A 24,613-nucleotide genomic window follows, 5' to 3' on the forward strand; every position below is an offset into this window, starting at 1 on the left:
AAAGAACCTGCCGGTGTAGACCGGCAGGTTCTTTTTTTTGGTAATTTTGCTAGTCTTAGTTGACTGAGGCAATATTTTGAATATTCTTCAACAGTGAAGGATAATAGCAAGCTATCAAGCCTAGAGCCTTTTCAACAGGAATGTTACCGTCAGATATTCTGGATTGGTATTTCAGGTTTTCTGTTGAAAGGAACATATTGTTAACCTGTTCAGGAATTAGGCTGTATTTTGAATTTACCAACTTAGCTCCAAACCCTTGCTTATTGCATGTGTACTGTACTTCCATTACATTACTCCTGACAATGTATTCACGGCATTTTGCTCGTTCGTCAAGGTAAATCTTGATAGGCTCAGTACCATTTTGATATGTTAGTTGGAAAACCCTTACCTGGGTGTTGGCAATGGTCTCGGGTGCTAGCTCTACTATGGTATATTCACCTAGTATAGTTTGAGAATTACCGGTAGTTACAGGTTCAGCAGCATTCATTGCGTTAGAAACAGTAATGCTCAACATTAGGAAAAGACCTACGCAAAGAGTGGAGATGATGTTTGAACGTTTCATAGTATTTAAGTTTTAATGGTTACTAAATTGAGTTTATTGACTATTGTTGCACTTATAGATTATCAATAGCCGTGCCAATTTTTTAAAGAGCAGATAATCAAGTGAATAGACCCTTGGCGATTTGTATTTAATGTGCGCTAACGGATAATATATGTTCGTATACGGACAATAATTTGGGTTTGTCTTTCATTTTGAAAGCAAAATCTTTTGAATTTGTTGGGCGATTTGTTTATTTAGAATTTGAATTTTCATGAAACTGCACCTGTATGAGGGTTGTGTGCTTTCATAAGAGGGTTTTGGGAGTGTTTTGAGAGACTTAAAATTTATAAGCTATGATAGCAATTAATGAGATATTGGCTGCCTATAATTGCATAAAGGGAGTTGTGGAAAAGACCCCTTTGCAGAAGAGTGAGATTCTATCAGAGAGATACTCGGCCAATATTTATTTGAAGAGGGAAGACCAGCAAATGGTTAGGTCTTACAAGATCAGGGGAGCATATTATAAGATTGCATCCCTGAGCGATGAAGACAGACATAAGGGTGTGGTTTGTGCAAGTGCAGGTAATCATGCCCAGGGTGTTGCTTATGCTTGTAACCACCTTAATATAAAGGGGAAGATTTTTATGCCCACTACAACTCCCAAGCAGAAGGTAAAGCAGGTTAGGATGTTCGGTCGTGACCACATTGAAATCATTCTAACAGGAGACACCTATGATGAGGCTTATCATGCTGCAATGGAGGATTGCCGTGAGTCAGGTTCCGTCTTTATCCACCCTTTCGATGATACTATGGTAATTGCCGGACAGGGGACCATGGGTATTGAAATTATGGAGCAGATCAAGGTTCCCCTGGATATGATTTTTATCCCTGTTGGTGGTGGAGGATTAATTGCCGGACTGGGTTCTTACCTGCGCATTCACAGTCCGTCGACAAGAATTATTGGTGTTGAGCCCGAAGGAGCTCCTTCAATGACCCGGTCATTAAAGAAAGGTCGCAGGGTAACCCTTGAGAAGTTTGAAAAGTTTGTCGATGGTGCGGCTGTAGCTACTATTGGTGAACTAAACTTCAAGATTGCCAGCGAGGTTATAGATGATATGTTGCTTGTTCCCGAGGGCAAGGTTTGTACAAGCATCCTGCAATTGTATAATGAATCTGCAATAGTTGTAGAACCAGCAGGAGCTCTGAGTGTTGCCGCTCTTGACCTCTATGCTGACCAGATCAAGGGTAAGAATGTAATTTGTATAATAAGTGGTGGTAACAATGATATAACCCGTACAGAGGAAATTAAGGAACGTTCTTTGCTTTACGAGGGGCTGAAGCACTACTTTATAATTCGATTCCCTCAAAGGTCAGGGGCTCTCAGGGATTTTGTCAACCACGTACTGGGGCCTGAAGATGATATTACCAGGTTTGAGTATATAAGGAAAAACAGCAGGGAAAATGGTCCGGCTCTTGTTGGCATCGAAACCAGGTCAAGGCAGGATTACTACTCCCTTGTGAAAAGGATGGATGAGTACAGAATCAACTACACCCATGTAAATGATTCACCTGACCTCTTCCACTTCCTTATCTAGTCAGGGTAGTACCAATCAGGATATTTAAGCCTCGCGCACAGATCAGAACCAGGACCATCTGGCGACACAGAGTTAATGGAACCTCCTATTGCTGTATGAAAATACTGTAGTTCTGAAAAATCAGGTTCTTATTAGAGGTCTTTAGTTTTACTAAAATAAAACAGGGTGTCCCGCCGGGGGCACCCTGTCTTGTATCTGTAGGAGGCTCACTTTACAGAGAACCGATGTTTTCACATTCAGCGTTACGGTCAATCTTTTTGATAAGACCTGTAAGCACCTTTCCGGGACCGATTTCAGTAAAGTGAGTAGCACCGTCAGCCAGCATGTTTTGGACTGTCTGAGTCCACTTCACAGGGGCTGTAAGTTGTGCTATCAGGTTTTCCTTAATCTTGGCCGGATCAGTAAATGGTTGTGCTGACACATTTTGATATACCGGACAAATAGGCTTTTTTATCTCGGTCTTTTCGATAGCCTCTGCCAGTTGAGCCCTTGCTGGTTCCATAAGTGGAGAGTGGAAAGCCCCACCAACAGACAGTTTCAGCGCCCTCTTTGCGCCAAGAGCAGTGAGCTTTTCACAGGCTTTGTCAACACCTTCTATTGAGCCGGAGATTACCAACTGACCAGGGCAGTTGTAATTGGCCGGTACCACTACGGCATCAATTTCAGCGCAGGCATCCTCAACTATTTTGTCGTCGAGACCTACTATAGCAGCCATAGTCGATGGTTCAAGTTCGCAAGCCTTTTGCATGGCCTGAGCCCTTTGTGAAACAAGACGGAGTCCGTCTTCAAATGACAGCGCACCCGCTGCAACAAGGGCTGAAAACTCTCCCAATGAATGACCTGCAGTCATATCAGGTTTGAATTTGTCACCTTGAGTAAGAGCAAGAATAACTGAATGAAGGAAGATTGCCGGTTGGGTAACCTTGGTTTGCCGAAGGTCCTCCTCAGTACCTTCAAACATCAGGTCGGTAATCCTGAAACCCAGGATTTCATTGGCCTTTTCGAACATTTCAGCTGCCTGGGGCACCTGTTCGTACAGGTCCTTGCCCATGCCTACGAATTGAGCTCCCTGACCGGGAAATACATAAGCTTTAGCCATAATTTCAAGTTTATGATTGAGCAGCAAATATATAATTATTCACCTCAGGGTACTCAAAAAAAAACTCCCAATGTCATTTTAGAGTTGCAGCGACCCCGGCCGGGGCCGCTGCTTGTTTCAGAGATTTAATTAGTTATGCAATAAAATAATATGCAAGCGTTTTTATTTGTCGCATATTTTACTAATTTTGCACCGCTTTTTTGTCGAAAAATGCGAAAATATTTGAGAATCAATGGGAATTTAAGGTTAAAAAGCATACCTTTGCAACCCATTTATCTGAAGTGTTTTTAGTTAAATTTAATTTTATATGCCAACAATTCAACAATTAGTAAGGAAAGGACGCGAAAGGATTCAGTACAAGAGCAAATCGCCGGCCCTGGACTCATGTCCTCAGCGCCGTGGGGTTTGTGTACGTGTGTACACCACTACACCAAAGAAGCCGAACTCGGCTATGCGTAAGGTGGCCAGGGTACGTCTTACCAACGGCAAGGAGGTTAATGCTTACATTCCGGGAGAAGGACACAACCTGCAAGAGCACTCAATCGTGCTTGTTCGCGGTGGTCGTGTAAAGGACCTTCCAGGTGTACGTTACCACTTAGTTCGTGGAGCACTTGATGCATCCGGAGTAGATGGTCGTTCCAAGAGCCGTTCAAAGTATGGAACTAAGCGTCCGAAGAAGAAGTAATTAACTAACTGACAGTTTTTTGTTTATTGGAGTATTTGGGTTGAGTAAATGGCCCGGCGCCGTTGAAGAGTTGAATACAGCCAGTAATCGAAGCTGATAAACAAAAAGAAGAATGAGGAAAAGTAAACCAAAAAAGAGGGTATTACTACCCGATCCAAAGTACAATGATACTTTGGTAACACAGTTTGTTAACAACCTGATGTACGATGGAAAGAAATCGATTGCATATTCGATTTTTTACTCTGCACTTGATGTTGTAAAAGAAAAGACAGAGAAAGAAGGAAAGAGTCCTCTTGAAATCTGGAAGAAAGCTCTTGAGAATATTACTCCTAATGTAGAGGTTAAGAGCCGCCGTGTTGGAGGTGCAACTTTCCAGGTTCCCACCGAAATCAGACCGGAGCGTAAGGTATCCATCAGTATGAAGAATTTGATTCTCTTTGCGCGTAAGAGAAGTGGTAAGTCAATGGCAGAAAAGCTGTCAGCTGAGATCATTGCCGCATACAACCAGGAAGGTGGCGCATTTAAGAAGAAGGAAGATATGCATAAGATGGCAGAAGCTAACCGAGCATTTGCCCACTTCAGGTTTTAATTTTTAGAAAGAGAATCTAATGGCAAAGGATCTAAAGCATTTAAGGAATATCGGGATTATGGCTCACATCGACGCCGGTAAGACTACTACTACCGAGCGTATTTTGTTTTATACAGGATTAACCCATAAGATCGGTGAAACCCACGACGGTTCGGCCGTTATGGACTGGATGGAACAAGAGCAGGAGAGAGGTATCACCATCACTTCAGCAGCTATTACAACCCGTTGGAAATATAATAACGAGGAATATCAGATCAATATAATTGACACCCCAGGTCACGTTGACTTCACTGTTGAAGTTGAACGTTCTCTTCGCGTATTGGACGGTGCTGTTGCACTTTTCTGCGCAGTAGGTGGTGTTGAACCTCAGTCTGAAACTGTTTGGCGTCAGGCCGACAAGTACAATGTACCCCGTATCGGTTTTGTCAACAAGATGGACCGTTCGGGTGCAAACTTTTATGAAGTAGTTCGTCAGATACAGGAAATCCTGGGTGCTAACCCTGTTCCTGTTCAAATACCTATCGGTGCCGAAGAAACATTCAGAGGCGTTGTTGACCTTATTGACAACAAGGCTATAATTTGGTATGACGATGATGTTCTTGGTCAACGTTACGAACTTGAGGACATCCCGGCTGATATGGTTGACGAAGTAGCTGAATGGCGCGGTAAGCTGGTTGAAGCAGTTGCCGAGTACGATGATGAATTGTTGGAAAGATTCTTTGATGATCCGGATTCAATCACCCCAGAACAGCTTATTACTGTAATACGTAAGGCCGCAATCGATCTTAAGATCGTTCCTGTTATGTGCGGTTCTGCATTCCGTAACAAGGGTGTGCAACGCCTGCTTGACGGTGTTATCCGTTTCCTACCTGCTCCAACTGACGTACCTGATATCAGGGGTATTAATCCTGATACTGAAAAGGAAGAAGGTCGTGAGCAGACAGAAGAAGCTCCATTTACTGCACTTGCATTTAAGATCGCTACTGACCCGTTTGTAGGTCGTCTGGCTTATATTCGTGTATATTCTGGTAAGCTTGATTCAGGATCATATATTTATAATACCAGGAGCAACAGGAAAGAGCGTATCTCACGTCTGTATCAGATGCAATCCAACAGACAGGTAGCTATCGACAGTGTATCTGCCGGTGATATCTGTGCTGGTGTAGGATTTAAGGATATTCGTACAGGTGATACTCTTTGCGATGAAAACCATCCTATAGTTCTTGAATCAATGGACTTTCCCGATCCAGTTATCGGTATCTCTGTTGAGCCTAAGAGCCAAAAGGATATGGACAAGTTGAGCAATGCACTGAGCAAGCTTGCTGAAGAAGACCCAACTTTCCGTGTACAGATGGATCCAGACAGTGGACAAACTGTAATCAGCGGTATGGGAGAGCTTCACCTTGAGGTTATCCTCGACCGTCTGAAACGTGAGTTTAAGGTTGAGTGTAATCAAGGTCGTCCGCAAGTTAACTACAAGGAAGCTATTGGTGCTTCTGTTGAACACCGCGAAGTGTTTAAGAAGCAAACCGGTGGTCGTGGTAAGTTTGCTGATATCATCGTTAGGATTAGCCCAATTGATGAAGGCCATACCGGACTTCAGTTTGTTGACCTTGTTAAGGGTGGTAATATTCCTAAGGAATTCGTACCATCAGTTGAGAAGGGGTTTAAAACTGCAATGCTCAATGGTGTATTGGCCGGTTATCCAGTTGACAACCTAAAGGTGGAACTTCTTGACGGTTCATTCCACCCGGTTGACTCAGACCAGTTGTCATTCGAAATCTGTGCCCGTCAAGCTTTCCGTTCAGCTTGTGCCAAGGCTTCACCACGAATGCTTGAACCTATTATGAGGGTTGAAGTAGTAACTCCCGAAGAGTATATGGGTGATATCATTGCCGATTTTAACAAGCGCAGAGGACAAGTTGAAGGTATGGAATCAAAGGCAGGAGCAAGAGTTGTTAAGGCTCGTGTACCTCTGTCTGAGATGTTCGGCTATGTTACTGCTTTGCGTACTATTTCATCAGGTCGTGCAACTTCCTCAATGGAGTTCTCTCACTACGAGGAAATGTCCAGATCTCTTGCTATGGACGTGGTAAAAGAAGCTAAAGGTCAGGTAGAATTATTATAAGAACTTGTTCGCATAAATAAGCTATGAACCAAAAAATAAGAATTAAGCTAAAATCATACGATCATAATTTGGTGGACAAGTCTGCCGAAAAGATTGTAAAAACTGTAAAGAGTACCGGTGCAGTGGTAAGCGGACCTATTCCGCTTCCCACTCACAAGAAGGTATTCACTGTTTTACGTTCCACATTCGTTAACAAGAAATCCAGGGAGCAATTTCAACTCTGCTCATACAAGAGACTGATTGACATTTACAGCTCTACTGCGAAGACTATTGACGCGTTGATGAAACTTGAACTTCCCAGTGGAGTTGAAGTAGAGATTAAGGTTTGATGTTAATTTGTTAAATTAAATGCAATGCCAGGACTAATTGGAAAAAAAATCGGAATGACTTCCGTTTTCAGTGCCGAGGGTAAGAATGTACCATGCACTGTTATCGAAGCTGGCCCTTGCGTCGTAACTCAGGTTAAAACTGTAGAACAGGATGGTTATGAAGCCATCCAGCTTGCGTTCGACGAAAAGCGTGAAAAGAGTACCTCTAAGCCTATGATGGGACATTTCCAGAAGGCAGGTAGCACGCCAAAGGCCAAACTGGTTGAATTCAGCGGTTTTGATAAAGAGTTCAAACTAGGTGATGTAGTAACTGTTGACCTGTTTACAGAAGATACTTTTGTAGACATTACCGGAATCTCCAAAGGAAAAGGATTCCAGGGTGTTGTAAAACGCCATGGTTTTGGAGGTGTGGGTGGTCAGACTCACGGTCAGCATAACCGTGGTCGTGCACCGGGTTCATTGGGTGCTTCTTCTTTCCCTTCAAGAGTATTCAAGGGTATGAAAATGGCAGGTCGTGCCGGCGGTGACCGCGTTAAGGTTGAGAATTTGAGAGTGTTAAAAGTGATTCCCGAGAACAATCTGATTGTAGTTAAAGGATCGGTGCCGGGCGCTAATGGTTCATATCTAATTATTGAAATGTAATGGAACTGAACATAGTAAATATAAAAGGAGAAGATACCGGACGCAAGATTGAGTTACCTGATTCAATTTTTGCACTAGAGCCCAACGATCATGCCATTTATCTGGACGTAAAACAGTATTTGGCTAACCAGCGTCAGGGAACTCACAAGGCAAAGGAAAGGAACGAAGTTGCCGGTAGTACACGTAAGATCAAGAAGCAGAAAGGTACTGGTACAGCCCGTGCCGGTAGCGTGTTGAGCCCTATTTTCAGAGGAGGAGGTCGTATATTTGGTCCTCGTCCGAGAAACTATAGCTTCAAACTTAATAAGAAGCTAAAGCAACTTGCACGTATGTCTGCTTTGTCATATAAGGCAGTAAACAACGAAATCATTGTTGTTGAAGATTTCGGAATGGAAACTCCAAAGACTAAGGAGTTTAATGCAATCCGCAAGAATCTTAAGATTGATGACAAGCGTTCACTGCTGGTTCTGAGCGAAGGCGACCGCAATATTTATCTGTCAGCCCGCAATTTGCCCAGGACCGAGGTTGCTGTTGCATCCGGGCTTAATACCTATAGCATTATGAAAGCTCATCGTCTGGTTCTGACAGAGAGCTCTGTTGAGCAGATCGGTAAACTTTTAAATAAATAAGGAGGTCAGTCATGGATATCATCATAAAACCGATAGTTACCGAAAAGATGACCCATCAGGGCGAGGCTCTGAACAGGTATGGCTTTGTTGTGAAGAAGGATGCAAACAAGCTCCAGATCAAGAAGGCTGTTGAGGAAATGTATAATGTTACTGTTGCTGAAGTCAATACAATGAGGTATGCCGGCAAGAAGAAGACAAGGTATACCAAAAGCGGAATTATTGAAGGTGCTACATCTTCATTCAAGAAAGCTGTTGTCACTTTGGCAGATGGAGATAAAATTGATTTTTATAGCAATATTTAATTAAGATGGCAGTAAGAAAGCTAAAGCCCGTAACACCGGGGCAGAGACACAAGATTATTGGTGCATTTGACTCGATTACATCATCTGTACCAGAGAAATCCTTGTTGAGGCCTATTAAAAAGACCGGTGGTCGTAACAACACCGGTAAGATGACCATGCGTTACATCGGAGGCGGCCACAAAAGGAAGTATCGTGTAATCGACTTTAAGAGAAATAAAGACGGTGTACCTGCTACAGTAGAATCAATTCAGTACGACCCAAACAGAAGTTCTAGAATTGCTTTGCTGGTTTATGCAGACGGAGAAAAACGCTACATACTTGCACCAAATGGTTTGCAGGTAGGTCAGCAGGTACTTTCGGGTTCAAGTATTGCACCCGAAATTGGCAACTCTCTTCCTTTGGGAGAGATACCTTTGGGAACCATTGTTCATAACATTGAACTGTACCCTGGCAAGGGCGGAGCTATGGCACGCAGTGCCGGAACTTTTGCTCAATTATCTGCTCGTGAAGGGAAGTATGTTGTATTACGTCTTCCTTCCGGTGAATCCAGGATGGTACTTACAACCTGTCGTGCTACTGTCGGTGCTGTTGGTAACTCTGACCACGCACTTGAAAAGTCGGGTAAGGCAGGTAGAAGCAGATGGCTTGGACGTCGTCCTCGCACCCGTGGTGTCGCTATGAACCCCGTGGATCACCCAATGGGTGGTGGTGAAGGACGTGCTTCAGGAGGTCACCCACGCTCACGCAAGGGATTATTGGCTAAGGGATATAAGACCCGTAAGCCTAAGAAAGCTTCAAGTAAGTATATACTTGAAAGGAAAAAGTAGTAACCGGTTAATTAAAATTCGATTATGAGCAGATCGTTAAAAAAAGGTCCTTATATAGATTATAAGCTGGAGCGCAAGGTTTTTACCATGAATGATTCCGGCAAGAAGGCAGTAATTAAGACCTGGGCCAGAGCTTCTATGATCTCACCTGAATTTGTGGGACATACTATAGCTGTACACAATGGTAACAAATTCATACCTGTTTACATTACCGAAAACATGGTTGGTCATAAACTGGGAGAATTTGCGCCGACCCGGACCTTCCGCGGTCACGGAGGCAGCAAGAATCGTTAATGGCCTATTAGTGTTATAATACCTTTAATGCAAAGAAAATGGGTGCAAGAAAAAGAATAACAGCAGAAAAACGAAAAGAAACCAGGAAGAATCTGGCATATGCCAAGCTTCGAAATGTTCCCACCTCTCCCAGAAAAATGCGTTTGGTTGTGGATCAGATTCGTGGCAAGGATGTAAACCTGGCACTGGATATACTTAAGTTCTCTACAAAGGAAGCTTCACGCAACGTTGAGAAACTTCTATTGTCTGCAATTGCCAACTGGAAAGAGAAGAATGAAGGTCAACGTATCGAAGATGCAAGCCTCTATGTAAAGGAAGCATCTGTAGATTCAGGACGCATACTTAAGCGTTTGAGACCAGCTCCCCAAGGTCGTGCACACAGGATCCGTAAAAGATCCAATCATGTGACCATCCTTGTGGATAGCAGAGAAAAGATTCAAAATCAGGAAATTTAAAAGGCAATGGGACAAAAAGTAAATCCAATAAGTAACAGGTTAGGAATTATCCGCGGATGGGATTCCAACTGGTATGGCGGAAAGAACTACGGCGAGAAATTGCTGGAGGATTCTAAGATCCGTAAGTATCTGAACGCGCGTTTGGCCAAGGCCAGCATTTCGCGTATCATCATTGAACGTACTCTTAAGTTGATAACTATTACAGTTTATACTGCCCGTCCAGGTATCATCATTGGTAAAGGTGGTCAGGAAGTAGACAAACTGAAGGAAGAGCTTAAGAAGATCACTGACAAGGAAGTACAAATCAATATCTTCGAAGTTAAGCGCCCTGAAGTGGATGCTATCATCGTAGCTAATAACGTAGCTCGTCAGCTTGAAGGCCGTGTGGCTTATCGTCGTGCAATCAAGATGGCAATAGCTTCTACTATGAGGATGGGGGCTGAAGGAATCAAGATCCAAATCTCAGGCCGTCTTAACGGTGCTGAAATGGCTCGTTCTGAAACTTACAAGGAAGGTCGTATTCCTCTCCATACCTTCCGTGCTGATATTGATTATGCACGAAGCGAAGCTCTCACAAAAACCGGTTTGATCGGTATTAAGGTGTGGATCTGTAAGGGTGAGATTTACGGTAAACCCGATTTGTCTCCCAACTTTACAGTAGCCGAATCAGGTAACCAAGGTGGTCGCAGACATGCCGGTGGTGGTAATGAAAGAGGCTTCAGAAAGAAAAGAAAGTGATCATCTATTAATCTTTAATAGAACTGAAAGATGTTACAACCAAAAAAAGTTAAATACAGAAGGCAGCAGAAAGGAAAGATGAAGGGGAATGCCCAACGCGGGTATGAACTAGCCTTTGGATCCTTCGGTATCAAATCACTGCAAAGCAAGTGGATTACCGGCCGCCAAATTGAAGCGGCTCGTGTTGCCGTAACACGTTATATGCAACGTCAGGGTCAGATCTGGATTCGTATCTTCCCGGATAAACCTATTACCAAGAAGCCTGCAGAAGTACGTATGGGTAAAGGTAAGGGTTCACCTGAAGGATTTGTGGCTCCTGTTACTCCAGGACGTATTATCATCGAATGCGATGGAGTGCCCTATGAAACAGCTAAGGAAGCATTGCGACTGGCTGCGCAAAAGCTACCTGTTACCACTAAGTTTGTGGTAAGGAGAGACTATGTTGAATCTACAAATGTGTAAGGGATGAAAACTACAGAAATACGCGAAATGAGCATCAGCGACATTCAGGAAAGAATTGAAGCTGAAAAGGCAGAGCTGGTACGTTTGAAACTCAACCATCATATCTCTCCTCTGGATAATCCAATCAAGATTAGACAGACTCGTAGAAATATAGCACGTATGCTGACCGTTCTGAGTCAGAAACAAAAAAACGAAAACAGGTAAAACGATGGAAACAAAGAGAAACGTAAGAAAAGAACGTGTTGGCGTAGTCGTGAGCGAGAAGATGGATAAAACCGCTGTCGTAAGTGTGGTTGTTCGTGAAAAACACCCTATCTATGGTAAGTTCATGAAGAAGACCAAGAAATTTTACGCACACGACGAGAATAACGAATGCCATGAAGGGGATACCGTAAGAATTATGGAGACACGTCCCTTGAGCAAATCAAAGCGTTGGAGATTAGTTGAAATCATAGAAAGAGCTAAGTAAACATGATACAGCAAGAATCCAGACTGAATGTTGCCGACAATAGCGGTGCAAAAGAAGTTCTTTGCATACGCGTACTTGGTGGTACCGCCCGCAGATATGCATCTGTTGGTGACCGTATTGTGGTAACAGTAAAACATGCCGTTCCTTCATCAGATATGAAGAAGGGAACAGTAAGTAAGGCAGTTGTGGTACGTACCAAGAGGGCTGTTAGAAGGCCGGATGGATCATATATCCGCTTCGATGACAATGCCTGCGTACTATTGAATAATGCCGGTGAAATTCGCGGTACCCGTATCTTCGGTCCAGTACCACGTGAACTGCGTGAAAGGTACATGAAGATTGTGTCCCTGGCGCCGGAAGTACTATAATCTTTAAAGATTCTAAGAGAAATGGGAAAACTGCACATAAAAAAAGGAGATATAGTGATAGTCAATTCAGGTACCTCCAAAGGCCAGGAAGGCCGCGTTTTGGAAGTGTTTCCTGATAAGGAACGCGCTATCGTGGAAGGCGTCAACATGGTGAGCAAACACACCAAACCGAACGCACAGAATCCACAGGGAGGCATCATTAAGAAAGAAGCCCCCATCCATATCTCAAATCTTAACCTGAAGGATCCGAAGACTGGTAAAGCTACCCGTATCGGACGCAGAGTAGGCGAGAATGGTAAATTGGTTCGTTATTCTAAAAAGTCAGGAGAGGAGATCAAGTAATGAGCTACACGCCAAATTTAAAGACCAAGTATTCAGATGAGATAGTGCCTGCTCTTATTAAAGAGTTTGGATACAAAAGCATCATGCAAGTGCCACGTTTGGAAAAAATCGTAATCAACCAAGGTGTTGGTTCGGCCGTGGCTGACAAGAAACTGATCGAGATATCAGTCAATGAGCTTACAGCTATTACAGGACAAAAGGCTGTTCCCTGTTATTCTAAGAAGGATATTTCAAACTTCAAACTTAGGAAGGGAATGCCTATTGGTGCAAAGGTTACTCTCAGGAGTGATATGATGTACGAATTCCTTGAAAGGCTGGTGCGTGTGGCTTTACCTCGTATCCGTGACTTCAAGGGTATTAACAGTAAATTAGACGGAAAGGGTAACTATACCCTGGGTATAACCGAACAGATCATTTTTCCGGAAATAAATATTGACAATGTCAATAAGATTATGGGTATGAATATTACCTTTGTGACCACCGGAAAAACTGATGAGGAAGCCTATGCCCTTCTACGTGAATTCGGTTTGCCGTTTAAAAACCTCAAAAAGAACTAATTAGTATGGCAAAAGAATCAATGAAGGCCCGTGAAGTGAAGAGGGCAAAGTTAGTTGCAAAATACGCTGAAAAGCGCGCCAGACTGAAAGCAGAAGGAGATTATGTAGGATTGCAAAAGCTTCCAAGAAACTCTTCGGCTATACGTCTGCATAACCGTTGCAGTCTTACCGGAAGGCCTAAGGGTTATATGCGTCAGTTTGGTATCAGCCGTATCACTTTCAGGGAAATGGCTGCTGCCGGTTTGATTCCGGGAGTTAAAAAGGCCAGTTGGTAGTAACCAACTGGTAAGTGTTAAATATTGTCCCGGGTGTCGGGATCAATTTAAACTTATTAGAAATATGACAGATCCAATTTCGGATTTCCTGACCAGAATCAGGAATGCCATCATGGCGCGCCATAAGGTTGTGGAGATACCAGGCTCCAACCTTAAGAGAGAGATGACCAAAATTCTTTTCGAGAAGGGTTATATCCTCAACTACAAGTTTATCGAAGACGGAAAACAGGGCATTATCAAGATTGCCCTCAAGTACGATCCGATTTCTAAGGCTCCTGCTATTAAGAGCATGAAGCGCGTTTCAACCCCTGGTTTAAGGAAGTATACAGGCTACAGAACTGTTCCCCGTGTCCTCAACGGCCTTGGAATAGCCATCTTATCCACCTCTCACGGCGTTATGACCGACAAAGAGGCTAGAATGCAAAAAGTTGGTGGTGAAGTATTGTGTTACGTTTATTAATAAGGAGATAAGTTATGTCTAGGATAGGAAAATTACCCATACATATACCTGCGGGAGTAAGCGTAACAATCAAGGATAATGTGGTTACCGTTAAGGGCCCTAAAGGAGAGTTAGCTCAGAACATTAATCCCGATATACAAATAGATATCACTGACGGTGTTATCACATTGACACGTCCAAGTGATGAGAAAGGACACCGTTCTCTTCATGGTCTATACAGATCTCTTATCAACAACATGATTGTTGGAGTTTCTCAAGGCTATGTTAAGAAAATGGAGCTTGTTGGAGTTGGTTATCGTGCAACTTCCAACGGTCAGTTGCTGGAACTCTCATTGGGTTATTCTCACCCAATTGTTATGGAGTTGCCAAAAGAGATCAAAGTTGAAGCTGTCACCGACCGGAAAAGTAATCCGATAATAACACTTGAATCCACTGACAAACAGTTATTAGGTCAAGTTTGTGCCAAGATCCGTTCATTGCGTAGGCCTGAACCATACAATGGTAAGGGTATTCGCTTCGTTGGTGAAGAGATCAGACGCAAGGCAGGTAAGAGCGCAAAAGTTTAATTTGATTAAATGTTAGTGTTATGACTTTATCGAAATTAGAAAGACGGAACAAAATAAAGGTACGCATCCGAAGCAAGATTCTCGGAACAGCTGAGAGGCCAAGGATGACGGTATACAGAAGCAACAAGCAGATCTCGGTTCAACTGATCAATGATAAGGAAGGAAAAACCTTAGTATCAGCTTCATCTCTCGAAAAAGAGATAGCTTCACAGAAAGTGACCAAGACAGAACAAGCTGCTCTTGTTGGCAAGGCAATTGCTGAAAAAGCCAGGACAGCCGGCATCGAGGCGGTTATATTTGACCGTAACGGTTATCTGTATCATGGTAGAGTAAAACAATTAGCGGACGCTGCTCGCGAGGCAGGCCTTAAATTTTAATACATTATGGCAGTAAATACAAAGAGAGTTCGTACAACTAACGACCTTGAACTGAAGGACAGGTTAGTAGCCATCAATCGCGTTACCAAAGTAACTAAAGGGGGTAGAACCTTCAGCTTTTCCGCCATTGTCGTTGTAGGTAATGAGAATGGCATTGTAGGATGGGGACTGGGTAAAGCCAATGAGGTTACAACCGCCATAGCTAAAGGAATGGAGGCCGCCAAGAAGAATCTTGTTAAGGTACCAGTAATCAACGGAACTATACCTCACGAGCAGTATGCAAAGTTTGGTGGTGCTAAAGTATTCCTCAAGCCTGCATCAAGTGGTACCGGTCTTGTAGCCGGTGGTGCGATGCGTGCCGTGCTTGAGAGCGCAGGTATAAAAGACGTACTTGCAAAGTCAAAGGGATCTTCCAACCCGCACAACCTCGTTAAAGCTACTATGGAAGCTCTATGCGAATTGCGCGATGCAGCTACTGTTGCTCAGCACAGAGGTGTTGCCCTGGATAAAGTGTTTAACGGTTAATTTGTGAAATTATGGCAAAGATCAAGATAACTCAGGTTCGCAGCAAGATAAGGTGCAACAAAACTCAGAAGAGAACTCTTGAAGCCCTTGGCTTGAGAAAGATGAATGCCACCGTTGAACATGAGGATACCCCAAGTATCCTGGGAATGGTGGAAACTGTAAGACACCTTGTGAAAGTTGAAAAGTAGAATCTAACGACGTTAATTGTAAAGTTATGAAACTTAATGAGTTAAAACCTGCCGCAGGATCTACTCACTATACTAAGAGAATAGGTCGTGGACAAGGTTCCGGACACGGTGGTACTTCTACACGTGGTCATAAGGGAGCCAAATCCCGCTCAGGTTATAAAATAAAGATCGGATTTGAAGGTGGTCAGATGCCACTTCAAAGACGAGTTCCCAAATTCGGATTCAAAAATATCAACCGTGTTGAATATAAGGCTATTAACCTTGGTGTTCTGCAAGGCCTGGTTGATAAGTTCGGTTGGACTGTTATTGATCCGCAAAACCTTATTGAAGCTGGTTTAGTAAGCAAGAACGCCCTTATCAAGATCCTTGGAAAAGGCACTCTTAGCGCTAAGTTAGAAGTTAAAGCGCATGCATTCTCAAAATCAGCTGTAGCTGCAATTGAAGCAGCACAGGGAACTGTTGTGAAACTATGATCTTGAAGCCCTGTCGGCAGTAGCCGGCAGGGCCAAGAGCTTATAATCTATTGAAAAGACATGAAACTTATCGAAACCATCCGAAATATCTGGAAAATCGATGATCTCAGGAGTCGAATACTAACCACTCTGGGACTGGTTGTGATCTATCGTCTGGGCTCAAAAGTTGTTTTGCCCGGTATTGATCCGACACAGCTGTCTAATCTTGTTGATCAGACCAGTTCAGGGGTAATGGGTTTGCTTAATATGTTTTCGGGAGGTGCCTTTGCCAATGCTTCAATTATGGCACTTGGTATCATGCCCTACATTTCTGCATCCATCTTTATCCAGCTGCTTGGTATAGCAGTTCCCTACTTTCAACGCATGATGCGTGAAGGTGAGAGTGGTCGTAGGAAGATCAACCAGATAACAAGGTATCTGACGGTGTTAATTTTGCTTTTCCAGGCACCCGGTTACATTGCAAACCTGCATATGCAACTGCCTGCATCAGCATTTATTACTTCAGGATGGCTATTCCCTGTGAGCTCAACAATTATACTGACCGCAGGTAGTATGTTTGTAATGTGGCTTGGTGAAAGAATAACCGATAAGGGTATTGGCAACGGAATTTCGCTTATCATCATGGTAGGTATTATATCAAGGTTGCCGTTTGCATTGTTGGCCGAACTGGTTTCAAGACTGGAAGAAGGCGGTGGCTTCTTAATGCTGCTGATCGAAATTGTAGTTCTGTTCTTCATATTTGAAGGTGCTATTCTGTTGGTACAAGGTACACGCAGGGTTCCCGTACAGTATGCCAAGAGAATTGTTGGAAATAAGCAGTATGGCGGTGTTCGTCAGTATATTCCATTAAAGGTTAATGCTGCTGGTGTTATGCCTATAATCTTTGCTCAGGCTATTATGTTCATACCCATGGTATTTGCCGGATATGTTCAAAGTGAGTCAGCTACAGGGTTTGCTGCGGTATTCTCTAACTACACAGGTTTCTGGTACAACTTTGTATTTGCATTGCTAATCATTTTATTCACCTATTTCTATACTGCCATTACTATCAATCCCACTCAGATGGCTGATGATATGAAACGTAACGGTGGTTTTATTCCTGGAATTAAACCAGGTAAGAAGACTGTTGAATTCCTTGATTCGGTAATGTCAAAAATTACCCTACCGGGTTCTATTTTCCTGGCTTTGGTTGCTATACTTCCTGCCTTTGCACAAATGGCAGGTGTTGATCCCAACTTTGCCCAGTTTTATGGAGGTACCTCACTGCTTATCCTTGTTGGTGTAGTATTGGATACCTTGCAGCAAATAGAAAGTCACCTTCTGATGCGTCACTATGACGGGTTGTTGAAATCAGGTAGGATTAAGGGACGTAGCGGAGGAGGATCTGCTACTTACTAGTTTGTTGCTATTGAGAGAAGATGATATACTTAAAAAGTGACGAAGAGATCGAATTGATACGGCAGAGCAATCTGCTTGTAGCAAGAACACTGGCAGAAGTAGCCAGGGTTATCAGGCCTGGAGTGACAACTCTTGAGCTTGATAAGATCGCAGAAACCTTTATACGGGATAATGGTGGAGAACCGGCGTTTTTGAATTACAACGGATTCCCCAATTCACTATGCACCTCGGTCAATGATCAGGTAGTACATGGGATACCCAATAACAAACCGTTAAAGGAAGGAGATATAATCTCTGTTGACTGTGGGGTTAAGCTTAATGGTTTTTATGGAGACAGCGCCTATACCTTTGAGGTTGGTGAGGTTCTACCTGAGATTAAGGCATTGCTTCAGGCAACTAAGGAGTCACTTTTTAAGGGCATCGAAAAAGCTGTTGAGGGCAACAGAATTGGCGATATAGGCTATGCTGTTCAAGAATACTGTGAGTCAAGAGGGTATTCGGTTGTAAGGGAGATGGTAGGCCATGGTGTGGGTCGCAATCTTCATGAAGAGCCTGAAGTTCCCAATTACGGCAGACGTGGCAATGGCATCAAACTGAGAAAAGGGATGGTGATTGCAATAGAGCCGATGATAAATCTTGGCAAAAGACAAATTTATATGGAGGATGACCAATGGACCATCAGAACCGCTGATCACAAGGTTTCAGCGCATTTTGAACATACAGTGGCCGTTGGGAAAAACACTTGTGATATTCTTTCCAGTTTTAAATTTGTTGAAGAAGTATTAACTTTGCAGTCTTAATTTTAAACGAGTAAGTTATATGGCTAAACAAGCCTCAATAGAACAAGATGGTACTATTATAGAAGCACTTTCCAATGCGATGTTTCGCGTTGAGCTGGAAAATGGCCACGTAATTACAGCGCATATATCTGGAAAGATGCGGATGCACTATATTAAGATACTCCCTGGTGATAAGGTAAAGGTAGAAATGTCACCTTATGATCTTACCAAGGGAAGGATAAGTTACAGGTATAAGTAAAATACTCAATACTATAATATTATGAAGGTAAGAGCATCAGTCAAGAAGCGTAGCGCTGACTGTAAAATTGTAAAGCGCAAAGGTCGCATATATGTTATAAACAAGAAGAATCCAAAGTTTAAACAACGTCAAGGATAAATTATAGAATATGGCAAGAATTGCAGGAGTAGACATCCCAGCCAATAAAAGAGGTGAGATTGCCCTGACCTATATTTACGGAATAGGCCGTAGCAGGGCTACTATGCTTCTTAATCAAGCTGGTATTGATGTAAACATGAAGGTAAAAGACTGGAACGATGATCAAATCACTGCCGTTCGTGAGTTAATTGGTTCTACCATTAAAACCGAAGGTGAGCTTCGTTCTGAGATTCAACTTAACATCAAACGTCTGATGGACATCGGTTGCTACCGTGGTATCCGTCACCGTCTGGGCTTACCGGTTCGTGGTCAGTCTACAAAGAACAACGCACGTACTCGTAAGGGTAAGAAGAAAACAGTTGCTAACAAGAAGAAAGCTACTAAATAATCATTAGAACATGGCTAAGAAGGCAGGAACACAAAAGAAAAGAGTTGTGAAGGTAGAGGCTGCAGGACAGGCTCACGTTCATTCATCGTTTAATAACATTATCGTATGCCTGACTAATGCTAACGGACAGGTTATTTCCTGGTCGAGTGCAGGTAAAATGGGTTTCAGGGGTTCTAAGAAGAACACTCCCTATGCTGCACAAGTAGCTGCCACTGACTGTGCCAAGGTGGCATACGATTTGGGCTTACGTAAGGTAAAAGTATTTGTTAAGGGACCTGGCAATGGACGTGAATCAGCCATTCGTGCTATTCATGGATCTGGTATTGAAGTTTCAGAAATCGTTGATGTTACTCCACTACCACACAATGGTTGCCGTCCTCCCAAAAGACGTAGGGTATAATTTTTACAACTAGTTATTAACCATAAATTTTTGATTTGAATTTTGAATACTGGATAGGTTATTACCTCAAACCTTCCTTCAATAATCTTGCGGCTGTCATATTCAATTTTTAAAATCAAAAATTTAAAATCAAAAATTTAGTAGAATGGCTAGATATACAGGTCCAAAGACTAAAATAGCACGTAAATTCGGGGAGCCTATTTATGGTCCCGATAGGAGTTTTGAAAAGAAGAACTATCCTCCAGGCCAACATGGCAATAACAGGAGAAGAAAAACAAGTGAGTATGGCCAACAGCTGAAAGAAAAGCAAAAAGCCAAATATACTTACGGTGTTCTTGAAAGGCAGTTTAGCAACCTTTTCAAGAAGGCTAATGCCCATCCGGGTGTTACTGGTGAGATTCTGCTTATGTTGCTTGAGTCTCGTCTTGATAACGTTGTATACCGTATGGGTTTGGCAGCTTCAAGAGCAGCTGCAAGGCAATTAGTAAGCCACCGTCATATTACTGTAGATGGAGCTGTAGTAAATATACCTTCATATACCCTTAAACCGGGACAGGTTGTTGCTGTTCGTGAGAAATCTAAATCACTTGAAGCTATCAACAGTGCTCTCGCAAATTCAAGCGTTCACAAATATTCCTGGTTGGAATTTGACAAAAACAGCATGACCGGTAAGTTCCTGAATACTCCTGAAAGGTCTGAAATACCCGAGAATATAAAGGAACAGTTGATTGTAGAATTGTACTCTAAATAATTTATTCTTATGGCAATATTAGCGTTCCAAAAACCTGATAAGGTCATCATGCTTGAGGCTGATGATAAGTTCGGTAGATTTGAATTCCGTCCTCTAGAACCAGGATATGGTATAACAATTGGAAATGCCTTAAGAAGAATCTTACTCTCGTCATTGGAGGGTTATGCTATCACAACTGTTAAGATTGAAGGAGTAGATCACGAATTTTCCAACATTCCAGGAGTTGTAGATGATGTAACTGAGATAATACTAAATCTTAAGCAGATTCGTCTTAAGAAAGTGGTAGAAGAAGGAGACAGCGAGAAGTTTACAGTTACTGTATCCGGAAAAGAGGTCCTGACTGCAGGCGATTTTGATTCTTTTATGTCCAATTTTAAGGTGCTGAATCCTGAATTGGTCATTGTAAGGATGAATCCGGAAGTAAATCTTAATATAACCCTTACCATAGCTAAAGGCCGTGGATGGGTTGCGGCAGAGGAGAACCGTTCACCCGATCAGGAGTTTGGCACAATTGCCATAGACTCAATATTTACCCCCATCAAGAACGTAAAGTACTGGGTGGAAAACTTCAGGGTTGAGCAGAAGACAGACTATGAGAAACTGATGTTGGAAATTACAACAGATGGTTCTATATTCCCAAAAGATGCTCTCAAAGAGGCTGCCAAGATCCTGATACACCACTTTATGCTCTTCTCAGACGAAAAGATTACTCTCGATACCGATGAAAAATACGGTAATGAGGAGTTTGATGAAGAAGTACTGCATATGCGTCAGTTGCTTAAGACTAAGCTGGTTGACCTCGACCTGTCGGTAAGAGCTCTCAACTGTCTTAAAGCAGCAGATGTTGAGACATTGGGTGAGTTGGTACAATACAACCGCAATGATCTGTTGAAATTCAGGAATTTTGGTAAGAAATCACTTACTGAATTAGACGATTTGTTGACAGGAATGAGCCTTACTTTCGGTATGGACATTTCTAAGTATAAATTAGACAAGGAATAAGTAACGATGAGACATAGGAATAAAAACAACCATCTGGGCAGGACCAGTTCTCACAGAAAGGCAATGCTGTCAAACATGGCATCGTCCTTGATCTTGCATAAAAGAATTAAGACCACGGTAGCAAAAGCCAAGGAACTTAGGAAATATGTGGAACCGTTGATCAACCGCTCTAAGGAAGATACAACACATTCACGTCGTATTGTATTCAGCTACCTTCAAAACAAGGAGGCTGTTACAGAACTATTCCGTGAAGTTTCTCAAAAGGTTGCAAACCGCCCCGGAGGATATACAAGAATCCTCAAGCTGGGTTATCGTCTGGGTGATGCAGCTCAAATATGCTATATTGAGCTTGTAGACTACAACGAAAACATGCTTGGTACAGGCAAGGCAGCTGAAAAGAAAACTGCACGTCGTAGCCGTCGCGGAGGCAAGAAGACTACCACAGCTAAGGTTGAAGGTGCTGCAACACCAGCTGCAGAAAGCGCAACAGGTGCTGAAAATTCTGAAGAATAATAAGGTGCAGAGCTTAAGGTCTGTTTCCGGAAAATGATCTTGAAAGGGGATAAAGACTTCTTGGCTTTATCCTCTTTTTGTTGAGTGAATTAATAACTTCTTATAAATAACTATTACTATGGGATTAATTGCTAATATCCACGGACGTGAGATCTTGGATTCTCGCGGCAATCCAACCGTTGAGGTTGAGGTTACACTTGAATGCGGCATCGTTGGTCGCGCTGCTGTTCCCTCCGGTGCTTCAACTGGTGAAAACGAAGCTTTGGAACTTCGCGATGGTGACAAGAAAAGGTATCTCGGAAAAGGTGTGCTCAAGGCAGTAGAAAATGTAAATACTGTTATTGCAAAGGCTCTTATAGGTCACAACGTACTTGATCAGGTAGGTATTGACCGCAAGATGCTTGCTCTTGACGGCACTAAGACTAAGAGCAACCTGGGTGCAAATGCAATCCTTGGTGTGTCTCTTGCTGTTGCAAAAGCTGCAGCTGAATATTCAGGTATGCCCCTGTATCGCTACATTGGTGGTACCAACACAAAGGTTCTACCAGTTCCCATGATGAACATTATCAATGGTGGTTCTCACTCTGATGCTCCTATCGCATTTCAGGAATTTATGATTCGCCCTGTAGGTGCAAAGAGTTTCAAAGAAGCTCTTCGTATGGGTGCTGAAGTTTTCCACTCACTTAAGAAAGTACTTCACGATCGTGGCCTTAGCACTGCAGTAGGTGACGAAGGTGGTTTTGCGCCTGCTCTTGATGGAACTGAAGATGCTCTTAACAGCATCATCAAGGCTATCGAAGCTGCTGGTTACAAACCAGGACGTCTTGAGGATGGCGGTCAGGTTTCAATTGGCCTTGACTGTGCTTCTTCTGAGTTCTACAAAGACGGAATCTACGATTATACCAAGTTTGAAGGTGAAAAGGGTAAGAAAAGGACTTCAAGTGAGCAGGTTGCTTATCTTGCTGAACTTGTGTCTAAATTCCCCATCGACAGCATCGAAGACGGTTGCAGCGAGAATGACTGGGACGGTTGGGTTGAACTGACCAAAGTTATCGGCGACAAGTGTCAGCTTGTTGGTGATGACCTGTTTGTAACCAACGTTGAATACCTGCAAAAGGGTATCGAACTTGGTGCAGGAAACTCAATCCTTATCAAGGTTAACCAAATCGGTACTTTGACTGAAACTCTTGATGCCATCGAGATGGCTCACCGTGCCGGCTATACATCAGTAACTTCACACCGTTCAGGTGAAACTGAAGATGCTACTATCGCCGATATCGCTGTAGCTACAAATAGCGGTCAGATCAAGACCGGTTCACTAAGCCGTTCAGACCGTATGGCTAAGTACAACCAGCTTCTCCGTATCGAAGAAGAACTTGGTGATTCAGCAATCTACGGATACAAGAAGGTAGTAAAGAAGTAAAACTTTTTTGCGATATAGCTATAAAAGCCACCCTGAGCGGGGTGGCTTTTTTCGTTTTTTTGATTCTATTAATCAGTTAATAGAACAAAAGTTTGGTTTTGCTGTTCTTAAGGTATAGATAGCTAAAATAATTAACCTTAGATAATCAAATCAATACCTATGGATCCGGTAAAACAAAAGTTAAAAGAAGTAGGCTCAAAGCGTGCCGAACAATTAAAAAGGCTTGTTGCTGAGCACGGGAATGACGTTATCCAGGAAGTAACCCTGGAGCAGGTGATATCAGGGATGAAAGGAATAGTAGCCCTGCTAACCGATACCTCTTCCCTGGATCCTGAGGAAGGCATACGCTTCAGAGATTATTCCATTCCTGAACTAAGGCAACATCTTCCTAAATTAAAAGATGACGGCGAGCCTCTCCCCGAGGGCTTGTTCTACCTTATGCTATTAGGCGAGATTCCTGATAGGGCAACAGTAGATTTTATTTCAAGAGACTGGGCACGTCGCGCAGCCGACATACCGGGTCACGCTTTTGATGTTATAAATGCCCTGCCCAAGAGTGCTCACCCTATGATTCAGTTTAATACCGCCATCCTTGCCATGAGTACCCAGTCTCATTTCCGTAAGGCATATATGGAAGGTATGGACAAGAAGGATTATTGGGATCCGATGTATGAAGGGGTGAATGACCTGATTAGCCGCTTGCCAGTAATTGCAGCTTATATTTACAGGAGGGTTTTCCACAACGAGAAATATATAGACATGGATCCATCACTTGACTGGGCAGGTAACCTTGCTCATATGATGGGTTATGACAGCGAGGAAATCAAACGTCTGATGCGACTTTATATGGTGCTGCATGCTGACCACGAAGGCGGTAATGTATCAGCACATACTACCCACCTGGTGGGTACTGCTTTATCAAATCCGTATTATAGCTTTGCAGCCGGTATGAACGGACTGGCGGGTCCGCTTCATGGGATGGCAAACCAGGAAGTAATGGTATGGTTGGAACAACTGATTGCAGAGATTGGGGACAATCCTACAAAGGAACAGATTAGGGAATATGCAGAGAATACGCTGAAACAGGGCAGGGTGATCCCAGGCTACGGACATGCTGTGCTGCGCAAGACTGACCCGAGATTTACCGAACAGCTAAACTTTGCTAATAAGTACATTCCCGAAGCTCCCCTTATCAAACTGGTAAGAAATATCTACGAAGTAGTGCCCGATGTACTTAGAAGTACCGGCAAGGTAAAGAATCCATGGCCAAACGTAGATGCTATCTCTGGTAGCTTGCTTACCAGTTATGGTATTACCGAACACCCAATTTACACCGTATTGTTTGGTGTATCCAGGTCTCTTGGTGTATTGTCATCATTAATATGGGACAGAATTTACGGTCAGCCACTTGAAAGGCCGTCATCCAAGTCACTTGAATGGTACATGAAAAAGGTGGGATTCAAGCAATAACGATGTCTCATACAAACAGCAAAGTCTCGATTTAGTTGTAGCCTGATATAAACCGGGAACTTGTCCCTGTACATTTTTATGTGCAGGGATTTTTGCTTTTGAGGCATTAAGCTATCTTTATACTTCAATGTTTAAAAAAGGAAGAATTCACGCCTTTGGTGGAACGCTTTTGTGAAT

General features: G+C 42.9%; 38 protein-coding genes. 36 read left to right on the plus strand and 2 right to left on the minus strand.

The window, feature by feature from the left end; all coding sequences use genetic code 11:
• Window positions 1–55 precede the first annotated feature (55 nt).
• Complete coding sequence (locus M9189_RS02635; protein WP_250724394.1) at window positions 56–562, minus strand: hypothetical protein; 507 nt, start codon at window positions 560–562, stop codon at window positions 56–58.
• A 332-nt stretch (window positions 563–894) separates the two neighbouring features.
• Here M9189_RS02635 and ilvA point away from each other — a divergent pair, with 332 nt between their 5' ends.
• Window positions 895–2,136, plus strand: coding sequence for a threonine ammonia-lyase IlvA (gene ilvA, locus M9189_RS02640; RefSeq protein ID WP_250724395.1), 1,242 nt, complete (start codon window positions 895–897; stop codon window positions 2,134–2,136).
• Window positions 2,137–2,347: 211 nt separating this feature from the next.
• Here ilvA and fabD read toward each other — a convergent pair whose 3' ends face one another.
• Window positions 2,348–3,235 carry an ACP S-malonyltransferase gene (fabD, locus tag M9189_RS02645; RefSeq protein ID WP_250724396.1) on the minus strand — a complete coding sequence of 296 codons (888 nt, stop codon included), beginning with the start codon at window positions 3,233–3,235 and terminating at the stop codon, window positions 2,348–2,350.
• 307 nt (window positions 3,236–3,542) lie between these two features.
• Between fabD and rpsL the strand changes: the two genes are divergently transcribed.
• From rpsL to M9189_RS02820, 35 genes are all read left to right on the plus strand, one after another.
• The gene (gene rpsL, locus M9189_RS02650) at window positions 3,543–3,920 is read left to right on the plus strand and encodes a 30S ribosomal protein S12 (RefSeq protein WP_250724397.1); all 378 of its coding nucleotides are present in this window, start codon (window positions 3,543–3,545) and stop codon (window positions 3,918–3,920) included.
• 112 nt (window positions 3,921–4,032) lie between these two features.
• Window positions 4,033–4,509, plus strand: coding sequence for a 30S ribosomal protein S7 (rpsG, locus tag M9189_RS02655; protein WP_250724398.1), 477 nt, complete (start codon window positions 4,033–4,035; stop codon window positions 4,507–4,509).
• 19 nt (window positions 4,510–4,528) lie between these two features.
• On the plus strand, window positions 4,529–6,637 hold the full coding sequence (fusA, locus tag M9189_RS02660) for an elongation factor G (RefSeq protein WP_250724399.1): 2,109 nt from the start codon (window positions 4,529–4,531) through the stop codon (window positions 6,635–6,637).
• 23 nt (window positions 6,638–6,660) lie between these two features.
• A complete protein-coding gene (gene rpsJ, locus M9189_RS02665; protein WP_250724400.1) occupies window positions 6,661–6,966 on the plus strand; it encodes a 30S ribosomal protein S10 in 306 nt (101 codons plus the stop codon).
• Window positions 6,967–6,990: 24 nt separating this feature from the next.
• Complete coding sequence (gene rplC, locus M9189_RS02670) at window positions 6,991–7,608, plus strand: 50S ribosomal protein L3 (protein ID WP_250724401.1); 618 nt, start codon at window positions 6,991–6,993, stop codon at window positions 7,606–7,608.
• Window positions 7,608–8,237, plus strand: coding sequence for a 50S ribosomal protein L4 (rplD, locus tag M9189_RS02675; protein WP_250724402.1), 630 nt, complete (start codon window positions 7,608–7,610; stop codon window positions 8,235–8,237). The genes rplC and rplD overlap by 1 nt, the downstream gene beginning before the upstream one ends.
• Window positions 8,238–8,248: 11 nt before the next feature.
• Window positions 8,249–8,539 carry a 50S ribosomal protein L23 gene (gene rplW / locus M9189_RS02680; RefSeq protein WP_250724403.1) on the plus strand — a complete coding sequence of 97 codons (291 nt, stop codon included), beginning with the start codon at window positions 8,249–8,251 and terminating at the stop codon, window positions 8,537–8,539.
• Between the two features lie 5 nt (window positions 8,540–8,544).
• Window positions 8,545–9,366, plus strand: coding sequence for a 50S ribosomal protein L2 (gene rplB / locus M9189_RS02685; protein ID WP_250724404.1), 822 nt, complete (start codon window positions 8,545–8,547; stop codon window positions 9,364–9,366).
• Between the two features lie 24 nt (window positions 9,367–9,390).
• On the plus strand, window positions 9,391–9,660 hold the full coding sequence (rpsS, locus tag M9189_RS02690) for a 30S ribosomal protein S19 (RefSeq protein ID WP_250724405.1): 270 nt from the start codon (window positions 9,391–9,393) through the stop codon (window positions 9,658–9,660).
• Between the two features lie 38 nt (window positions 9,661–9,698).
• On the plus strand, window positions 9,699–10,115 hold the full coding sequence (gene rplV / locus M9189_RS02695) for a 50S ribosomal protein L22 (RefSeq protein ID WP_256469250.1): 417 nt from the start codon (window positions 9,699–9,701) through the stop codon (window positions 10,113–10,115).
• 6 nt (window positions 10,116–10,121) lie between these two features.
• Entirely contained in the window at window positions 10,122–10,853 is a 732-nt protein-coding gene (rpsC, locus tag M9189_RS02700; protein WP_250724406.1) for a 30S ribosomal protein S3, read from the plus strand.
• Between the two features lie 30 nt (window positions 10,854–10,883).
• Window positions 10,884–11,315 (plus strand): 50S ribosomal protein L16, encoded by a 432-nt coding sequence (gene rplP / locus M9189_RS02705; protein ID WP_250724407.1) that lies wholly within the window; start codon window positions 10,884–10,886, stop codon window positions 11,313–11,315.
• 3 nt (window positions 11,316–11,318) lie between these two features.
• A complete protein-coding gene (rpmC, locus tag M9189_RS02710) occupies window positions 11,319–11,519 on the plus strand; it encodes a 50S ribosomal protein L29 (RefSeq protein ID WP_250724408.1) in 201 nt (66 codons plus the stop codon).
• A gap of 4 nt (window positions 11,520–11,523) precedes the next feature.
• Window positions 11,524–11,784 carry a 30S ribosomal protein S17 gene (rpsQ, locus tag M9189_RS02715; protein ID WP_250724409.1) on the plus strand — a complete coding sequence of 87 codons (261 nt, stop codon included), beginning with the start codon at window positions 11,524–11,526 and terminating at the stop codon, window positions 11,782–11,784.
• 2 nt (window positions 11,785–11,786) lie between these two features.
• Window positions 11,787–12,152, plus strand: coding sequence for a 50S ribosomal protein L14 (rplN, locus tag M9189_RS02720; protein WP_250724410.1), 366 nt, complete (start codon window positions 11,787–11,789; stop codon window positions 12,150–12,152).
• Between the two features lie 21 nt (window positions 12,153–12,173).
• Window positions 12,174–12,494 carry a 50S ribosomal protein L24 gene (rplX, locus tag M9189_RS02725; protein ID WP_473163705.1) on the plus strand — a complete coding sequence of 107 codons (321 nt, stop codon included), beginning with the start codon at window positions 12,174–12,176 and terminating at the stop codon, window positions 12,492–12,494.
• Window positions 12,494–13,051, plus strand: a complete 558-nt coding sequence (gene rplE / locus M9189_RS02730; protein ID WP_250724411.1) for a 50S ribosomal protein L5 — start codon at window positions 12,494–12,496, stop codon at window positions 13,049–13,051. The genes rplX and rplE overlap by 1 nt, the downstream gene beginning before the upstream one ends.
• A 5-nt stretch (window positions 13,052–13,056) precedes the next feature.
• Window positions 13,057–13,326 (plus strand): 30S ribosomal protein S14, encoded by a 270-nt coding sequence (gene rpsN, locus M9189_RS02735; RefSeq protein ID WP_250724412.1) that lies wholly within the window; start codon window positions 13,057–13,059, stop codon window positions 13,324–13,326.
• Window positions 13,327–13,390: 64 nt separating this feature from the next.
• Window positions 13,391–13,786 (plus strand): 30S ribosomal protein S8, encoded by a 396-nt coding sequence (rpsH, locus tag M9189_RS02740; protein WP_250724413.1) that lies wholly within the window; start codon window positions 13,391–13,393, stop codon window positions 13,784–13,786.
• A gap of 14 nt (window positions 13,787–13,800) precedes the next feature.
• The gene (gene rplF / locus M9189_RS02745) at window positions 13,801–14,352 is read left to right on the plus strand and encodes a 50S ribosomal protein L6 (protein ID WP_250724414.1); all 552 of its coding nucleotides are present in this window, start codon (window positions 13,801–13,803) and stop codon (window positions 14,350–14,352) included.
• A gap of 20 nt (window positions 14,353–14,372) precedes the next feature.
• Entirely contained in the window at window positions 14,373–14,729 is a 357-nt protein-coding gene (rplR, locus tag M9189_RS02750) for a 50S ribosomal protein L18 (RefSeq protein WP_250724415.1), read from the plus strand.
• Window positions 14,730–14,735: 6 nt separating this feature from the next.
• Window positions 14,736–15,254: a 30S ribosomal protein S5 gene (gene rpsE / locus M9189_RS02755; protein WP_250724416.1), complete on the plus strand. Its 519-nt coding sequence runs from the start codon at window positions 14,736–14,738 to the stop codon at window positions 15,252–15,254.
• Between the two features lie 11 nt (window positions 15,255–15,265).
• A complete protein-coding gene (gene rpmD, locus M9189_RS02760) occupies window positions 15,266–15,442 on the plus strand; it encodes a 50S ribosomal protein L30 (protein ID WP_250724417.1) in 177 nt (58 codons plus the stop codon).
• 26 nt (window positions 15,443–15,468) lie between these two features.
• A complete protein-coding gene (gene rplO / locus M9189_RS02765) occupies window positions 15,469–15,915 on the plus strand; it encodes a 50S ribosomal protein L15 (RefSeq protein ID WP_250724418.1) in 447 nt (148 codons plus the stop codon).
• A 60-nt stretch (window positions 15,916–15,975) separates the two neighbouring features.
• Window positions 15,976–17,313, plus strand: a complete 1,338-nt coding sequence (gene secY / locus M9189_RS02770; protein ID WP_250724419.1) for a preprotein translocase subunit SecY — start codon at window positions 15,976–15,978, stop codon at window positions 17,311–17,313.
• Between the two features lie 20 nt (window positions 17,314–17,333).
• Window positions 17,334–18,113, plus strand: coding sequence for a type I methionyl aminopeptidase (gene map, locus M9189_RS02775; RefSeq protein WP_250724420.1), 780 nt, complete (start codon window positions 17,334–17,336; stop codon window positions 18,111–18,113).
• 19 nt (window positions 18,114–18,132) lie between these two features.
• Entirely contained in the window at window positions 18,133–18,351 is a 219-nt protein-coding gene (gene infA / locus M9189_RS02780; protein ID WP_026474784.1) for a translation initiation factor IF-1, read from the plus strand.
• Window positions 18,352–18,372: 21 nt separating this feature from the next.
• Window positions 18,373–18,489 carry a type B 50S ribosomal protein L36 gene (ykgO, locus tag M9189_RS02785; protein ID WP_250724421.1) on the plus strand — a complete coding sequence of 39 codons (117 nt, stop codon included), beginning with the start codon at window positions 18,373–18,375 and terminating at the stop codon, window positions 18,487–18,489.
• Window positions 18,490–18,499: 10 nt separating this feature from the next.
• Window positions 18,500–18,877 carry a 30S ribosomal protein S13 gene (gene rpsM / locus M9189_RS02790; protein WP_250724422.1) on the plus strand — a complete coding sequence of 126 codons (378 nt, stop codon included), beginning with the start codon at window positions 18,500–18,502 and terminating at the stop codon, window positions 18,875–18,877.
• Between the two features lie 10 nt (window positions 18,878–18,887).
• On the plus strand, window positions 18,888–19,277 hold the full coding sequence (gene rpsK, locus M9189_RS02795; protein ID WP_250724423.1) for a 30S ribosomal protein S11: 390 nt from the start codon (window positions 18,888–18,890) through the stop codon (window positions 19,275–19,277).
• Window positions 19,278–19,422: 145 nt separating this feature from the next.
• Complete coding sequence (gene rpsD / locus M9189_RS02800; RefSeq protein ID WP_250724424.1) at window positions 19,423–20,028, plus strand: 30S ribosomal protein S4; 606 nt, start codon at window positions 19,423–19,425, stop codon at window positions 20,026–20,028.
• A 9-nt stretch (window positions 20,029–20,037) separates the two neighbouring features.
• On the plus strand, window positions 20,038–21,030 hold the full coding sequence (locus tag M9189_RS02805) for a DNA-directed RNA polymerase subunit alpha (RefSeq protein WP_250724425.1): 993 nt from the start codon (window positions 20,038–20,040) through the stop codon (window positions 21,028–21,030).
• 6 nt (window positions 21,031–21,036) lie between these two features.
• A complete protein-coding gene (gene rplQ, locus M9189_RS02810; protein ID WP_473163706.1) occupies window positions 21,037–21,543 on the plus strand; it encodes a 50S ribosomal protein L17 in 507 nt (168 codons plus the stop codon).
• Between the two features lie 118 nt (window positions 21,544–21,661).
• Window positions 21,662–22,966: a phosphopyruvate hydratase gene (eno, locus tag M9189_RS02815; protein WP_250724426.1), complete on the plus strand. Its 1,305-nt coding sequence runs from the start codon at window positions 21,662–21,664 to the stop codon at window positions 22,964–22,966.
• 159 nt (window positions 22,967–23,125) lie between these two features.
• Window positions 23,126–24,436, plus strand: coding sequence for a citrate (Si)-synthase (locus tag M9189_RS02820; RefSeq protein WP_250724427.1), 1,311 nt, complete (start codon window positions 23,126–23,128; stop codon window positions 24,434–24,436).
• The last annotated feature ends 177 nt before the right edge of the window (window positions 24,437–24,613 follow it).

Source organism: Xiashengella succiniciproducens (genome assembly GCF_023674465.1).
In the GTDB taxonomy this organism is placed as follows: domain Bacteria; phylum Bacteroidota; class Bacteroidia; order Bacteroidales; family Marinilabiliaceae; genus Geofilum; species Geofilum succiniciproducens.

What these genes read in the sequence shown, in the direction of transcription:
- M9189_RS02635 (WP_250724394.1), bottom strand. Translation starts at nt 562, where the DNA reads ATGAAACGTTCAAACATCATCTCCACTCTTTGCGTAGGTCTTTTCCTA.
- ilvA (WP_250724395.1), top strand. Translation starts at nt 895, where the DNA reads ATGATAGCAATTAATGAGATATTGGCTGCCTATAATTGCATAAAGGGA.
- fabD (WP_250724396.1), bottom strand. Translation starts at nt 3,235, where the DNA reads ATGGCTAAAGCTTATGTATTTCCCGGTCAGGGAGCTCAATTCGTAGGC.
- rpsL (WP_250724397.1), top strand. Translation starts at nt 3,543, where the DNA reads ATGCCAACAATTCAACAATTAGTAAGGAAAGGACGCGAAAGGATTCAG.
- rpsG (WP_250724398.1), top strand. Translation starts at nt 4,033, where the DNA reads ATGAGGAAAAGTAAACCAAAAAAGAGGGTATTACTACCCGATCCAAAG.
- fusA (WP_250724399.1), top strand. Translation starts at nt 4,529, where the DNA reads ATGGCAAAGGATCTAAAGCATTTAAGGAATATCGGGATTATGGCTCAC.
- rpsJ (WP_250724400.1), top strand. Translation starts at nt 6,661, where the DNA reads ATGAACCAAAAAATAAGAATTAAGCTAAAATCATACGATCATAATTTG.
- rplC (WP_250724401.1), top strand. Translation starts at nt 6,991, where the DNA reads ATGCCAGGACTAATTGGAAAAAAAATCGGAATGACTTCCGTTTTCAGT.
- rplD (WP_250724402.1), top strand. Translation starts at nt 7,608, where the DNA reads ATGGAACTGAACATAGTAAATATAAAAGGAGAAGATACCGGACGCAAG.
- rplW (WP_250724403.1), top strand. Translation starts at nt 8,249, where the DNA reads ATGGATATCATCATAAAACCGATAGTTACCGAAAAGATGACCCATCAG.
- rplB (WP_250724404.1), top strand. Translation starts at nt 8,545, where the DNA reads ATGGCAGTAAGAAAGCTAAAGCCCGTAACACCGGGGCAGAGACACAAG.
- rpsS (WP_250724405.1), top strand. Translation starts at nt 9,391, where the DNA reads ATGAGCAGATCGTTAAAAAAAGGTCCTTATATAGATTATAAGCTGGAG.
- rplV (WP_256469250.1), top strand. Translation starts at nt 9,699, where the DNA reads ATGGGTGCAAGAAAAAGAATAACAGCAGAAAAACGAAAAGAAACCAGG.
- rpsC (WP_250724406.1), top strand. Translation starts at nt 10,122, where the DNA reads ATGGGACAAAAAGTAAATCCAATAAGTAACAGGTTAGGAATTATCCGC.
- rplP (WP_250724407.1), top strand. Translation starts at nt 10,884, where the DNA reads ATGTTACAACCAAAAAAAGTTAAATACAGAAGGCAGCAGAAAGGAAAG.
- rpmC (WP_250724408.1), top strand. Translation starts at nt 11,319, where the DNA reads ATGAAAACTACAGAAATACGCGAAATGAGCATCAGCGACATTCAGGAA.
- rpsQ (WP_250724409.1), top strand. Translation starts at nt 11,524, where the DNA reads ATGGAAACAAAGAGAAACGTAAGAAAAGAACGTGTTGGCGTAGTCGTG.
- rplN (WP_250724410.1), top strand. Translation starts at nt 11,787, where the DNA reads ATGATACAGCAAGAATCCAGACTGAATGTTGCCGACAATAGCGGTGCA.
- rplX (WP_473163705.1), top strand. Translation starts at nt 12,174, where the DNA reads ATGGGAAAACTGCACATAAAAAAAGGAGATATAGTGATAGTCAATTCA.
- rplE (WP_250724411.1), top strand. Translation starts at nt 12,494, where the DNA reads ATGAGCTACACGCCAAATTTAAAGACCAAGTATTCAGATGAGATAGTG.
- rpsN (WP_250724412.1), top strand. Translation starts at nt 13,057, where the DNA reads ATGGCAAAAGAATCAATGAAGGCCCGTGAAGTGAAGAGGGCAAAGTTA.
- rpsH (WP_250724413.1), top strand. Translation starts at nt 13,391, where the DNA reads ATGACAGATCCAATTTCGGATTTCCTGACCAGAATCAGGAATGCCATC.
- rplF (WP_250724414.1), top strand. Translation starts at nt 13,801, where the DNA reads ATGTCTAGGATAGGAAAATTACCCATACATATACCTGCGGGAGTAAGC.
- rplR (WP_250724415.1), top strand. Translation starts at nt 14,373, where the DNA reads ATGACTTTATCGAAATTAGAAAGACGGAACAAAATAAAGGTACGCATC.
- rpsE (WP_250724416.1), top strand. Translation starts at nt 14,736, where the DNA reads ATGGCAGTAAATACAAAGAGAGTTCGTACAACTAACGACCTTGAACTG.
- rpmD (WP_250724417.1), top strand. Translation starts at nt 15,266, where the DNA reads ATGGCAAAGATCAAGATAACTCAGGTTCGCAGCAAGATAAGGTGCAAC.
- rplO (WP_250724418.1), top strand. Translation starts at nt 15,469, where the DNA reads ATGAAACTTAATGAGTTAAAACCTGCCGCAGGATCTACTCACTATACT.
- secY (WP_250724419.1), top strand. Translation starts at nt 15,976, where the DNA reads ATGAAACTTATCGAAACCATCCGAAATATCTGGAAAATCGATGATCTC.
- map (WP_250724420.1), top strand. Translation starts at nt 17,334, where the DNA reads ATGATATACTTAAAAAGTGACGAAGAGATCGAATTGATACGGCAGAGC.
- infA (WP_026474784.1), top strand. Translation starts at nt 18,133, where the DNA reads ATGGCTAAACAAGCCTCAATAGAACAAGATGGTACTATTATAGAAGCA.
- ykgO (WP_250724421.1), top strand. Translation starts at nt 18,373, where the DNA reads ATGAAGGTAAGAGCATCAGTCAAGAAGCGTAGCGCTGACTGTAAAATT.
- rpsM (WP_250724422.1), top strand. Translation starts at nt 18,500, where the DNA reads ATGGCAAGAATTGCAGGAGTAGACATCCCAGCCAATAAAAGAGGTGAG.
- rpsK (WP_250724423.1), top strand. Translation starts at nt 18,888, where the DNA reads ATGGCTAAGAAGGCAGGAACACAAAAGAAAAGAGTTGTGAAGGTAGAG.
- rpsD (WP_250724424.1), top strand. Translation starts at nt 19,423, where the DNA reads ATGGCTAGATATACAGGTCCAAAGACTAAAATAGCACGTAAATTCGGG.
- M9189_RS02805 (WP_250724425.1), top strand. Translation starts at nt 20,038, where the DNA reads ATGGCAATATTAGCGTTCCAAAAACCTGATAAGGTCATCATGCTTGAG.
- rplQ (WP_473163706.1), top strand. Translation starts at nt 21,037, where the DNA reads ATGAGACATAGGAATAAAAACAACCATCTGGGCAGGACCAGTTCTCAC.
- eno (WP_250724426.1), top strand. Translation starts at nt 21,662, where the DNA reads ATGGGATTAATTGCTAATATCCACGGACGTGAGATCTTGGATTCTCGC.
- M9189_RS02820 (WP_250724427.1), top strand. Translation starts at nt 23,126, where the DNA reads ATGGATCCGGTAAAACAAAAGTTAAAAGAAGTAGGCTCAAAGCGTGCC.